Origin of the sequence: Ligilactobacillus ruminis ATCC 27782, assembly GCF_000224985.1 — a bacterium.
Taxonomy (GTDB): Bacteria; Bacillota; Bacilli; order Lactobacillales; family Lactobacillaceae; genus Ligilactobacillus; species Ligilactobacillus ruminis.
In genome coordinates, this window is the sequence record NC_015975.1 from 271,318 (window position 1) to 284,404 (window position 13,087).

General features: G+C 46.7%; 5 protein-coding genes, 11 tRNA genes and 3 rRNA genes. All 19 read left to right on the top strand.

Annotation, left to right across the window (positions count from 1 at the left end):
• Positions 1-596 precede the first annotated feature (596 nt).
• Positions 597-1,871 (top strand): serine--tRNA ligase, encoded by a 1,275-nt coding sequence (gene serS / locus LRC_RS01300; protein ID WP_014072848.1) that lies wholly within the window; start codon positions 597-599, stop codon positions 1,869-1,871.
• Positions 1,872-1,932: 61 nt separating this feature from the next.
• Positions 1,933-2,556 (top strand): histidine phosphatase family protein, encoded by a 624-nt coding sequence (locus LRC_RS01305; RefSeq protein WP_014072849.1) that lies wholly within the window; start codon positions 1,933-1,935, stop codon positions 2,554-2,556.
• A gap of 422 nt (positions 2,557-2,978) precedes the next feature.
• A 16S ribosomal RNA gene (locus LRC_RS01310) occupies positions 2,979-4,541 on the top strand.
• Between the two features lie 93 nt (positions 4,542-4,634).
• A tRNA-Ile gene (locus LRC_RS01315) sits at positions 4,635-4,708 on the top strand.
• 29 nt (positions 4,709-4,737) lie between these two features.
• Positions 4,738-4,810 (top strand) — tRNA-Ala (locus LRC_RS01320).
• Positions 4,811-4,977: 167 nt separating this feature from the next.
• A 23S ribosomal RNA gene (locus LRC_RS01325) occupies positions 4,978-7,891 on the top strand.
• Between the two features lie 75 nt (positions 7,892-7,966).
• Positions 7,967-8,084 (top strand): 5S ribosomal RNA (gene rrf, locus LRC_RS01330).
• Together the 16S, 23S and 5S rRNA genes with 11 tRNA genes alongside form the textbook arrangement of a ribosomal RNA operon.
• An 8-nt stretch (positions 8,085-8,092) precedes the next feature.
• Positions 8,093-8,165 (top strand) — tRNA-Val (locus LRC_RS01335).
• A 5-nt stretch (positions 8,166-8,170) separates the two neighbouring features.
• A tRNA-Lys gene (locus LRC_RS01340) sits at positions 8,171-8,243 on the top strand.
• Between the two features lie 11 nt (positions 8,244-8,254).
• A tRNA-Leu gene (locus tag LRC_RS01345) sits at positions 8,255-8,339 on the top strand.
• 13 nt (positions 8,340-8,352) lie between these two features.
• Positions 8,353-8,428 (top strand) — tRNA-Thr (locus LRC_RS01350).
• A gap of 4 nt (positions 8,429-8,432) precedes the next feature.
• Positions 8,433-8,504: transfer RNA gene (locus LRC_RS01355), tRNA-Gly, on the top strand.
• A gap of 23 nt (positions 8,505-8,527) precedes the next feature.
• A tRNA-Leu gene (locus LRC_RS01360) sits at positions 8,528-8,613 on the top strand.
• A gap of 24 nt (positions 8,614-8,637) precedes the next feature.
• Positions 8,638-8,711: transfer RNA gene (locus LRC_RS01365), tRNA-Arg, on the top strand.
• Between the two features lie 34 nt (positions 8,712-8,745).
• Positions 8,746-8,819 (top strand) — tRNA-Pro (locus LRC_RS01370).
• 147 nt (positions 8,820-8,966) lie between these two features.
• Positions 8,967-9,040: transfer RNA gene (locus tag LRC_RS01375), tRNA-Pro, on the top strand.
• A gap of 400 nt (positions 9,041-9,440) precedes the next feature.
• A complete protein-coding gene (locus LRC_RS01380; RefSeq protein ID WP_003692821.1) occupies positions 9,441-9,908 on the top strand; it encodes a CtsR family transcriptional regulator in 468 nt (155 codons plus the stop codon).
• Positions 9,909-9,934: 26 nt separating this feature from the next.
• On the top strand, positions 9,935-12,439 hold the full coding sequence (locus LRC_RS01385) for an ATP-dependent Clp protease ATP-binding subunit (RefSeq protein WP_014072850.1): 2,505 nt from the start codon (positions 9,935-9,937) through the stop codon (positions 12,437-12,439).
• Between the two features lie 372 nt (positions 12,440-12,811).
• Entirely contained in the window at positions 12,812-12,949 is a 138-nt protein-coding gene (locus LRC_RS11485; RefSeq protein WP_164477224.1) for a hypothetical protein, read from the top strand.
• Positions 12,950-13,087 lie beyond the last annotated feature (138 nt).

Genomic DNA, 13,087 nt, shown 5'->3' on the forward strand with positions numbered 1-13,087 from the left:
TTTTTAGCTCCTTCGGTCGTCCAAAGCTTGCGTACGGGCTCATGAGCGTTCGGCTTCACACCTTGCATAATCAGGCTCAGACCAGCAACAAGGCTCATGATAAGTTCGTGCCGCGTCGTGACTGCGCTTGTGCTGATCACTCGCGCCCCTCCTTATCTACCGCCTTGTTAAGCGGCTGGTCTTCGCACCTTGCATAATCGGGTTTCGCCTCACATTCCCCCTTGTCCCAAGCACCCTTGCTCGGGCAAGACGAGCTTACCCGTCGCAAGCGCAACTTGGATACGCGGGGGCTAAGCGTTCGGCTTCACACCTTGCATTTTCATCCCCATCATACTATAATAACAATTAAACAAATAATCGAAACATCTGAGTTCGCCATAAGTAGGTCGTACAGAGAAGTGAAGCAGCTGAGAATCACTGACCGAAACTCCAGCGTTCGTTGAATGGGCAGGTAATTCTGCACGGGAGATCGTTAATTCTGAGAGTGCGGCCGCATGGTCGAACTTGGGTGGTACCGCGAAACGAGTCTTTTCGTCCCAATAGAGGGATGAGAAGGCTCTTTTTTTCGATTACGTGAAAATATAGGAGGAATAAACATGTTAGACATTAAAATGATTCGTCAAAATACTGACGAAATTAAGGAACGTCTCGCAACGCGCGGCGTCAAGGAAGAAAAAATCGACGCTTTGCTTGAAAAAGACAAGCGTCGCCGCGAATTGCTGGTTGAAACGGAAGGACTGAAGCAAAAGCGTAACGAAGTATCTGCAGAAATTGCCAATGCCAAGCGCAATAAGCAGGATGCAACTGACGCAATCAAAGAAATGCGTGAAGTTGGAGCAAAAATCAAGTCTTTGGACGAGGAACTCGAAGAAGTGGAAGCAACGGTCAAGGATATGGCTTCTCGCTTGCCTAACCTGCCGAATCCGACGATTCCGGTCGGTCCAGATGAAAGTGCCAACGTTGAATTGCGCAAAGTAGGCACGCCGCGCGAGTTTGATTTTGAACCAAAGGCACACTGGGATATCGGTGAAGATCTCGGTATTCTTGATTTTGAACGTGGAGCAAAGGTTTCAGGCGCACGCTTCGTTTACTATAAAGGATTGGGTGCCCGTTTGGAACGCGCCGTTTACAACTTCATGCTTGATGAGCACGCAAAAGAAGGCTATACGGAAATGCTTCCGCCATATATCGTAAATGCTCAGACAATGTACGGAACGGGACAATTCCCTAAGTTCAAAGAAGACGTTTATCAAGTCAACGGAGAAGACATGACGCTGATTCCGACGGCCGAAGTTCCGTTGACGAACTATTACCGCGATGAAGTTATTCCAATGGAAAAGCTTCCGGTATACTTTACTGCGCTTACGCCATGTTTCCGTTCGGAAGCCGGCAGTGCCGGTCGTGATACGCGCGGCTTGATTCGCATGCATCAGTTCAATAAGGTCGAGATGGTCAAGTTTTCAAAGCCCGAAAACTCATATGACGAACTTGAGAAGATGACGCAAAATGCCGGAAACATTATGGAAAAACTTGGTTTGCCATATCATGTAATTACGCTTTCAACCGGCGACATGGGCTTTAGTGCCGCAATGACTCATGACCTTGAAGTCTGGATGCCTGCTCAAAACAAGTATCGCGAAATTTCTTCTTGTTCAAACTGTGAAGATTTCCAAGCGCGCCGTGCCCATATCCAATATCGAGATGAAAACGGCAAACTGAATTTCGTTCATACTTTAAACGGATCAGGACTCGCCGTTGGTCGTACGGTAGCCGCAATTTTGGAAAACTACCAAAACGAGGACGGTTCCGTTACGGTTCCGGAAGTACTTCGTCCATACTTGGGCGGTTTGGAAAAGATTACGAAGGATTAATCTGTAAAATGCAGAGAGGGGGGCAATTTGCCCCCCTGTTTTTGGTTTGGAGGAAATATTAATGACTGAATTTTATCTGATAAGGCACGGCAAAACCGTTTTTAATCAAGAAGGCCGCTTTCAAGGCGGGAAAAAAGACTCGGCATTGCTTAAACAAAGCATTGAAGACGCTAAAAAAGCCGGTGAGTATCTTAAGGGAACTCATTTTGAGGCTTTTTTCTCCAGTCCGATGGGACGCTCAAAGCAAACTGGCAAAGCGGTTCTTGAAGGAATGGGATTGGGAGATGTTTCGATTAGCACGATTGAAGGATTGCGCGAGTTTGATTTTGGAAATTGGGATGGAGATCTGGTGTCTGAACATGAAAAAAGCAGTGAATTTGAAACGTTCTTTAAAGATCCTGAAAATTTTGTGCCGATTGAGATGCAGGGAGAAGATTATCACCAGTTTGTCGGCAGAATCCAACATGCTGCTGAAAAAATCCATCTGGAACACCCGAACGGAAAAGTGCTGATATTTGCGCATGCTTTGGTGAATACTTTTTTGGTAAAAACGTTGCTCGGTGAAAATCTGAATAAAATCAGGGCTGAAGGTTTGGTTGATAATACTTCGTTGTGCATTTTAAAAACGAACGATTTTGCTGATTTTAAGGTGAAAATGTGGAATAATACGGATTATTTAAAGTGAAAGATAATTAACGATCCTATATTTAAAAAAACAAACTAAATTTAAAAAACTTGTTGACGATTAAGCAAAACGTTGGTATTATAGTATCTGTTGTTAAGTTCTTGAGAGATTGTTTCAAAAAAAGTTGTTGACATTGGTCAATGAATTTGTTACAATAATCGAGTTGTCACTTAATGATTTCTTGTCAGAAACTTGGTTTTTCTGATAAGAAAACTGAATTAATTTTGTTGACAGTTAAAAAGTTGTTGACATTATGAATAATCAGTGATAGACTTAAGAAGTTGCGTTAAGCGACATCTTAGAAGTAGATCTTTGAAAACTGAACAAAGTTTCGATAAGCAAATGTGCAGGGCTTCTTGTTTTAAACAAGAGCAACAATATTTGCGAAGTCAATTCGCTAGTAAATTTTGAGTCACAAACTATAAATTGAGAGTTTGATCCTGGCTCAGGACGAACGCTGGCGGCGTGCCTAATACATGCAAGTCGAACGAAGCTTTCTTTCACCGAATGCTTGCATTCACCGAAAGAAGCTTAGTGGCGAACGGGTGAGTAACACGTAGGCAACCTGCCCAAAAGAGGGGGATAACACTTGGAAACAGGTGCTAATACCGCATAACCATGAACACCGCATGATGTTTATGTAAAAGACGGCTTTTGCTGTCACTTTTGGATGGGCCTGCGGCGTATTAACTTGTTGGTGGGGTAATGGCCTACCAAGGTGATGATACGTAGCCGAACTGAGAGGTTGATCGGCCACATTGGGACTGAGACACGGCCCAAACTCCTACGGGAGGCAGCAGTAGGGAATCTTCCACAATGGACGAAAGTCTGATGGAGCAACGCCGCGTGAATGAAGAAGGCCTTCGGGTCGTAAAATTCTGTTGTCAGAGAAGAACATGCGTGAGAGTAACTGTTCACGTATTGACGGTATCTGACCAGAAAGCCACGGCTAACTACGTGCCAGCAGCCGCGGTAATACGTAGGTGGCAAGCGTTGTCCGGATTTATTGGGCGTAAAGGGAACGCAGGCGGTCTTTTAAGTCTGATGTGAAAGCCTTCGGCTTAACCGAAGTAGTGCATTGGAAACTGGAAGACTTGAGTGCAGAAGAGGAGAGTGGAACTCCATGTGTAGCGGTGAAATGCGTAGATATATGGAAGAACACCAGTGGCGAAAGCGGCTCTCTGGTCTGTAACTGACGCTGAGGTTCGAAAGCGTGGGTAGCAAACAGGATTAGATACCCTGGTAGTCCACGCCGTAAACGATGAGTGCTAAGTGTTGGAGGGTTTCCGCCCTTCAGTGCTGCAGCTAACGCATTAAGCACTCCGCCTGGGGAGTACGGTCGCAAGACTGAAACTCAAAGGAATTGACGGGGGCCCGCACAAGCGGTGGAGCATGTGGTTTAATTCGAAGCAACGCGAAGAACCTTACCAGGTCTTGACATCTTCTGACAATTCCAGAGATGGAACGTTCCCTTCGGGGACAGAATGACAGGTGGTGCATGGTTGTCGTCAGCTCGTGTCGTGAGATGTTGGGTTAAGTCCCGCAACGAGCGCAACCCTTATTGTCAGTTGCCATCATTAAGTTGGGCACTCTGGCGAGACTGCCGGTGACAAACCGGAGGAAGGTGGGGATGACGTCAAATCATCATGCCCCTTATGACCTGGGCTACACACGTGCTACAATGGACGGTACAACGAGTCGCTAACTCGCGAGGGCAAGCTAATCTCTTAAAGCCGTTCTCAGTTCGGATTGCAGGCTGCAACTCGCCTGCATGAAGTCGGAATCGCTAGTAATCGCGAATCAGCATGTCGCGGTGAATACGTTCCCGGGCCTTGTACACACCGCCCGTCACACCATGAGAGTTTGTAACACCCAAAGTCGGTGGGGTAACCTTTTGGAGCCAGCCGCCTAAGGTGGGACAGATGATTGGGGTGAAGTCGTAACAAGGTAGCCGTAGGAGAACCTGCGGCTGGATCACCTCCTTTCTAAGGAATGAATTACGGAATCTGCACATGATTCGAAGCTTTGTTTAGTTTTGAGGGATTTACATCCCTTAAGACATCGGAAGGTTTATTGATGGGCCTATAGCTCAGCTGGTTAGAGCGCACGCCTGATAAGCGTGAGGTCGATGGTTCGAGTCCATTTAGGCCCATTTGGGTTTTAAATTATCCTTCTTAATATGGGGCTTTAGCTCAGCTGGGAGAGCGCCTGCTTTGCACGCAGGAGGTCAACGGTTCGATCCCGTTAAGCTCCATTGTCGGCAACTTGATGCCGACAAGACTTGTTCTTTGAAAACTAGATAATATTTTATTTCTTTGTTAATTTTTATAACCGAGAACACCGCGTTTTAAAGAGTTTAAAACAAGAAATTAGTTCTTAATCGCAAAACTCATAACCGTTTATCGCAAGATAAATATTATAGGTTAAGTTATTAAGGGTGCATGGTGGATGCCTTGGCACTAGGAGCCGATGAAGGACGTGACTAACTGCGATATGCTTCGGGGAGTCGTAAGTAGACTGTGATCCGGAGATTTCCGAATGGGGAAACCCAACAGGCTTTGCCTGTTATCGCTCAATGAATTCATAGTTGAGCTGAAGGTAGACGCGGGGAACTGAAACATCTAAGTACCCGCAGGAAGAGAAAGAAAATTCGATTCCCTAAGTAGCGGCGAGCGAACGGGGAACAGCCCAAACCAGAGAGCTTGCTCTCTGGGGTTGTAGGACTGGACATCTGAGTTACCAAGAAATAACGTAGTCGAATGATATGGGAAGATCAGCCAGAGAAGGTAACAGCCCTGTAAACGAAACGTTGTTTCCTCAGTCCAGGATCCTGAGTACGGCGGAACACGTGAAACTCCGTCGGAATCCGGGAGGACCATCTCCCAAGGCTAAATACTCCCTAGTGACCGATAGTGAACCAGTACCGTGAGGGAAAGGTGAAAAGCACCCCGGGAGGGGAGTGAAAGAGTACCTGAAACCATGTGCCTACAAGTAGTCAGAGCCCGTTAACGGGTGATGGCGTGCCTTTTGTAGAATGAACCGGCGAGTTATGCTAACGTGCGAGGTTAAGGCGGAAAGGCCGGAGCCGCAGCGAAAGCGAGTCTGAACAGGGCGAACGAGTACGTTGGTGTAAACCCGAAACCAGGTGACCTACCCATGTCCAGGTTGAAGGTGCGGTAAAACGCACTGGAGGACCGAACCCGTGTATGTTGAAAAATGCTGGGATGAGGTGTGGGTAGCGGTGAAATTCCAATCGAACTTGGAGATAGCTGGTTCTCTCCGAAATAGCTTTAGGGCTAGCCTCGGAGTTGAGAATCGTGGAGGTAGAGCACTGTTTGGACTAGGGGCCCGTCTTGGGTTACTGAATTCAGATAAACTCCGAATGCCACTGATTTATATCCGGGAGTCAGACTGCGAGTGATAAGATCCGTAGTCGAAAGGGAAACAGCCCAGACCACCGATTAAGGTCCCTAAATATGTGTTAAGTGGAAAAGGATGTGGAATTGCACAGACAACTAGGATGTTGGCTCAGAAGCAGCCACCATTTAAAGAGTGCGTAATAGCTCACTAGTCGAGTGATCCTGCGCCGAAAATGTAACGGGGCTAAACACATTACCGAAATCGTGGATGCAGCTTTGCTGCATGGTAGGAGAGCGTTCTAAGGGCGGTGAAGCCGGACCGTAAGGACCGGTGGAGCGCTTAGAAGTGAGAATGCCGGTATGAGTAGCGAAAGACAGGTGAGAATCCTGTCCACCGAATGACTAAGGTTTCCTGGGGAAGGCTCGTCCTCCCAGGGTTAGTCGGGACCTAAGCTGAGGCCGAGAGGCGTAGGCGATGGACAACGGGTTGATATTCCCGTACCGGTCTGATTTGTTTGAGCAACGGAGGGACGCAAGAGGCTAACGATGCGCACTATCGGATGTGCGTCCAAGCAGCAAGTCTGTCGGCGAGTCAAATGCTTGCCGGCTCAAGGACAAGCTGTGACGGGGATGAACGATTTATCGTTCTAAGTGAGCGACGTCACACTGCCAAGAAAAGCTTCTAGTTAGAATCAGACCGCCCGTACCGCAAACCGACACAGGTAGTCGGGTCGAGAAGACCAAGGTGAGCGAGAGAACTCTCGTTAAGGAACTCGGCAAAATGACCCCGTAACTTCGGGAGAAGGGGTGCTGATCGCAAGATCAGCCGCAGTGAATAGGCCCAGGCGACTGTTTATCAAAAACACAGGTTTCTGCAAAATCGTAAGATGAAGTATAGGGGCTGACGCCTGCCCGGTGCTGGAAGGTTAAGAGGATGGGTTAGCGCAAGCGAAGCTCAGAATTGAAGCCCCAGTAAACGGCGGCCGTAACTATAACGGTCCTAAGGTAGCGAAATTCCTTGTCGGGTAAGTTCCGACCCGCACGAAAGGCGTAACGATCTGGGCACTGTCTCAACGAGAGACTCGGTGAAATTATAATACCCGTGAAGATGCGGGTTACCCGCGACAGGACGGAAAGACCCCATGGAGCTTTACTGTAGCTTGATATTGGGTGTTTGTACAACTTGTACAGGATAGGTAGGAGCCGTAGAAGTCGGGACGCTAGTTTCGACGGAGGCATCGGTGGGATACTACCCTCGTTGTATGAACACTCTAACCCACGCCGGCAATCACGGCGGGAGACAGTGTCAGGTGGGCAGTTTGACTGGGGCGGTCGCCTCCTAAAAGGTAACGGAGGCGCCCAAAGGTTCCCTCAGAATGGTTGGAAATCATTCGCAGAGTGTAAAGGCATAAGGGAGCTTGACTGCGAGACCTACAAGTCGAGCAGGGACGAAAGTCGGGCTTAGTGATCCGGTGGTTCCGCATGGAAGGGCCATCGCTCAACGGATAAAAGCTACCCTGGGGATAACAGGCTTATCTCCCCCAAGAGTCCACATCGACGGGGAGGTTTGGCACCTCGATGTCGGCTCATCGCATCCTGGGGCTGTAGTCGGTCCCAAGGGTTGGGCTGTTCGCCCATTAAAGCGGTACGCGAGCTGGGTTCAGAACGTCGTGAGACAGTTCGGTCCCTATCCGTCGCGGGCGCAGGAAATTTGAGAGGATCTGTCCTTAGTACGAGAGGACCGGGATGGACATACCGCTGGTGTACCAGTTGTTCTGCCAAGGGCATCGCTGGGTAGCTATGTATGGATGAGATAAACGCTGAAAGCATCTAAGTGCGAAACTCACCTCGAGATAAGATTTCCCACTCCTTTATGGAGTTAAGACCCCTGAGAGATGATCAGGTAGATAGGATGGAAGTGGAAGTGCGGCGACGCATGGAGCGGACCATTACTAATCGGTCGAGGACTTAACCAAAAAAACGCAGGTTCTTGAAAAGAGAAGTGAATATTGTCTAGTTTTGAGAGAACAAGGTTTTCTCAAGGAAAATAGTGTGGTGATGATGGCATGGAGGATATACCTGTTCCCATTCCGAACACAGAAGTCAAGCTCCATAGCGCCGAGAGTAGTTGGGGGATCGCCCCCTGTGAGGGTAGGACGTTGGNCACGTTGCGATATGGAGGATTAGCTCAGTTGGGAGAGCGTCTGCCTTACAAGCAGAGGGTCACAGGTTCGAGCCCTGTATCCTCCATTTATGAGTCGTTAGCTCAGTCGGTAGAGCATCTGACTTTTAATCAGAGGGTCGACAGTTCGAGCCTGTCACGACTCATAGTCGGTTTTGCGGGTGTGGCGGAATTGGCAGACGCGCTAGATTTAGGTTCTAGTGTCTTTTGACGTGGGGGTTCAAGTCCCTTCACCCGCACCATTTTATTTATTATGCCGACTTAGCTCAGCTGGCAGAGCATCTGATTTGTAATCAGAGGGTCGGAGGTTCGAATCCTCTAGTCGGCACCAGAATGCGGAAGTAGTTCAGTGGTAGAACATCACCTTGCCATGGTGGGGGTCGCGGGTTCGAATCCCGTCTTCCGCTTATGCCAGTTCATCAAAGAATATGCCGGGGTGGCGGAATTGGCAGACGCACAGGACTTAAAATCCTGCGGTAAGTGATTACCGTACCGGTTCGATCCCGGTCCTCGGCATTATATAATTTAATATATTGATATGCACCCATAGCGCAACTGGATAGAGTGTCTGACTACGAATCAGAAGGTTGTAGGTTCGACTCCTACTGGGTGCATTTTTTAGTGGTCATAATTTGATTGACCGGTTATCGGGAAATAGCTCAGTTTGGTAGAGCACCTGGTTTGGGACCAGGGGGTCGCAGGTTCGAATCCTGTTTTCCCGATTTAAATAGATCGTGGCTGGATTTATGCCGACCTTTTTTTGTAATCGATCATTAAACTGATTGATTGCGAGTGTTCTATTTTTTTAATATTTTGCGATAAATATAGTGCAAAATCAGTTTTAAAATACTATAATAGATTATGGTTACCGGGAAATAGCTCAGCTTGGTAGAGCACCACGTTCGGGACGTGGGGGTCGCAGGTTCAAATCCTGTTTTCCCGATTTGAGTAAAACGGTTTGCAACAACGATTGTTGCGATAGTGTCCAGGATGCAAAGATTATATAAATCGCATCCTGGATTTTTAATTATAAGCTTGTTTGATTCACCAGCATACCCATGGTTCAGACAAAGAAATTTTTTTGTTTCTTAATTTTGTAGAAGCCCTGTATTTTTCAATAGTTGAGATTGATTGCTGCTCGTCTCGCATTATAAATCATGGTGCAAAAATGGTCCGAAAAGACTATAATTAATTGTAGTTATCACAGGTTGAAAAATGCCTGCAATTGCGAGATCAAAACGTGTTTTCATGCGACTAACGAGGGATATTGATTGCAAAATGACACCTGACGCGTCTATAATAATAGTCAAACATAGTCAAAACGCGAAGAAAGGTGGTAGAATATGCAGAATCGGAATATTTCTGATATAATTGAGCAATATTTGAAAAGCATCTTAAAAGAGTCGCCTTCAATTGAAATTAAGCGTTCGGAAATAGCTCAGCAATTTGACTGCGTTCCGTCACAAATCAACTATGTAATCAAAACGCGTTTTACGGTTCAAAATGGTTATTTGGTTGAAAGCAAGCGCGGAGGCGGAGGATACATCAGGATTGAGAAAGTTGATTTGGTCGATGATGCGGAATATTTAAATGAATTAATCGAATATACCGGAGAATCGATAACGGAAACGGATGCTTTCAAGGTGGTTCAAGCTCTGTATGAGAATCATTTTTTGAACAGAAGAGAAGCAAATCTTATTTTAAGCACGTTTAATCGCAATGTTTTGGCCTTCAGCGACCATGAGATCGAGGATATCGTGCGCGCACGTATTTTAAAGAGCGTTATCAACAGGCTGAAGTGTGCTGACTGACAATACTAAAGAAGGAAGGTAATTCCATGGACGATTTATATACTGACAGCGCAAAACGCGTAATGGCGATTGCGCAGGAACAGGCAAATTATTTCAGACATCAGGCAATCGGGACCGAACACTTGCTCTTGGCATTGACGATCGAAGACAAAGGCGTGGCAGGTCAGGTCTTAAAACAAGCGATGGTGACGCCAGGCGATGTTCGTCGAGAAATCGAACGCTTAGCCGGGTACGGCAATTTGCTGCGTCAGTCGCCAAGCAACTATTTGCCGTATTCTCCAAAGGCCAAGTCCGTTTTGGACGAAACCAGGAAACAGGCATTTTTGACTGGGGCCGTCAGAATCGGGACCGAACATTTTCTGTTAGCATTGTTGAGCGATGAGGACATCCTTTCGTCTCGAATTTTAACCAGTCTGCATGTGGATTGCAAAAAACTTCGACAAATTCTTTTGCGCAAGCTCGGCATCAGTCAAAGTCAATTGCGTCGCGTGACAAAAAAAGCTGAGGAACAGCAAGGAAAATCAAAAACGCCGACCTTGGACGAGCTTGGTCGCGACATGACCGAGATGGCTGCTGAAAATATGATTGATCCCGTAATCGGACGCGAAAAAGAAGTCAATCGGATTATCCAGATTTTGAGTCGCAGGACAAAAAACAATCCGGTTCTTTTAGGCGAACCCGGCGTTGGCAAAACGGCGGTTGTTGAGGGCTTGGCACAAGCCATCGTCGAAGGTTGCGTTCCCGAAAACTTGCTTAATGATCGTTTGATGATGCTTGATATGGGATCGCTTGTTGCCGGCACTAAATATCGCGGCGAATTCGAAGATCGCTTGAAAAAGATTCTCGAAGAAGTTTACAACGATGGAAACGTCATTTTATTTATTGATGAGATGCACACGCTCATTGGTGCGGGTGGTGCTGAGGGAGCAATCGACGCATCCAATATTTTAAAGCCTGCGCTTGCAAGAGGAGAAGTGCAGGTCATCGGAGCGACGACGCTTGATGAATATCAAAAGTATGTTGAATCAGATCCTGCCTTGGAACGGCGTTTTGCGACCGTTGTCGTTGAAGAACCGAGCCAAGAGGCGGCATTGGAAATTTTGAAAGGAGTTCGTCCGCGCTACGAAGAACACCATAAGGTAAAAATTTCGGATGAGGCCTTGGAAGAAGCCGTACACTTAAGCAGTCGCTATATTACGAAACGCTTTTTGCCCGATAAGGCAATTGATTTGATGGATGAGGCGGCAGCACGTTTGCGAATCGTTAAAGCAGGAAAAAACGTCAAGCTGCTGGATTTGAACAAAGAATTGTCCGAAATCGCCAAGAAACAAGAGCAGGCATTGCTTGACGAAAAATTTGAAGAGGCGGCAAAATTGCGCAACCAGGCGTTGAAGACAAAAGAAAAGATTGCCAAAATCGAAGAAGCCAAGCGCAAAAAAGACGAAAAGAAGGAGTACGCCGGAATTGTTTCAGCAGAAGACGTTGCGACGGTCGTTTCCGAGTGGACGGGAGTGCCCGTTACGCAGCTGACAAAAACAGAAAGCGAACGTTTGATCAATTTGGAAAAAATTCTGCATAAGCGCGTTGTCGGTCAAGATGAAGCTATCAAGGCCGTGTCGAAAGCAATCAGACGTGCAAGAAGCGGTTTGTCTGATCCGACTCGCCCAATCGGGTCATTCATGTTTCTTGGACCAACAGGCGTCGGAAAGACCGAGCTTGCCAAGGCTTTGGCAGAAGCAATGTTTGGTTCGGAAGACGCCATGATCAGAATCGATATGAGCGAATATATGGAGAAATATTCAACCAGTCGTTTGATCGGGGCTCCTCCGGGATACGTCGGGTACGATGAAGGCGGACAGCTGACGGAAAAGGTCCGCAACAAGCCTTATTCGGTCGTTTTGCTTGATGAAGTCGAAAAAGCCCATCCGGATGTTTTCAACATCTTGCTTCAAGTGTTGGATGACGGCTATTTGACGGATTCAAAAGGACGAAAGGTCAATTTCAGGAACACGATCATTATTATGACGTCTAACCTTGGCGCAACGGCATTACGTGACGAAAAATCGGTCGGATTCGGTGCAACCGATCTCTCAAATGATTATGAGGCAATGTCTTCCAAAATCAGAGAATCGCTGAAGAAGCATTTCAGGCCTGAATTCTTAAACAGAATTGACGAAATCGTCATCTTCCATTCACTCGAAAAAGATGAGCTGCACCAAATCGTCAAGTTGATGGCAAAAAACGTCATTAAACGAATTGATGAGCAAAAGGTCAAGCTCAAGGTTACTCCTGCGGCAATCGAAGTCGTCGCAAAAGCCGGCTTTGATCCCGAATATGGTGCTCGACCGATCAGACGGGCGTTGCAGACCGAAGTTGAGGATCTTTTGAGTGACGCATTGCTTCAAGGAAAGATTCAGATCGGAGACACGGTCACGATTGGTGCCAAAAAGGGCAAAATTACTTTGACGGTCAATACGCCTAAAGAAGACAGCGAAAAAAAAGCAGCCGTTAAAAAACAGACTGCCAAATAGCAAGTCGCAGTGCTGCTCAACTTATTTATCCAAGATCTCACTCAAATTTACGGACAAATCGTCAATTTTCATCAATGTGTCCGTAAACGGCAGAGCTTTTGCCAAATGCAGCGTCTGACAAATCAGCGCGTCAAGCTCACAGTCGAATTTACAGCCAAACTATTTTGGGTTATTTCCATCATAGCAAGCGTCATGCATTCGAAAAACCGGATCAGATTTGCAAATGATTGCAAATCTGATCCGGTTTTTCAATTTGAGACAGAGTTTTTTCTCAGCCCTTTTTTGACAAATCGACGGTGTTTTCAAAAAATTGTGGAAATCGCCCGAATATTGGTGTATTGTTGTAAACAATACACTACGGGGGTGGTTTGCGTGAATGATGAACTTGACGTCAAGACGGGAGTAACCGATACGCTACCGACTGTTTTGGCAGCAGCCGTTTCAAAAAGTTTGATGGTCGTCGTGGTTGTGGGAATTATTTCGTTGGCAGTCGTCAGATGTTTTGGCTGAATGCTTGACAATCTGTTGGCTTGTTGTTAAAATATGTAAATGCATAAAACTGTGAATTTAGATGCTCAATGTGATATATTGTCCATGTTGAGCAAAAGAAGAAGCAAAAATAGTGAGGTTTATTCAAGTTAAACAGAA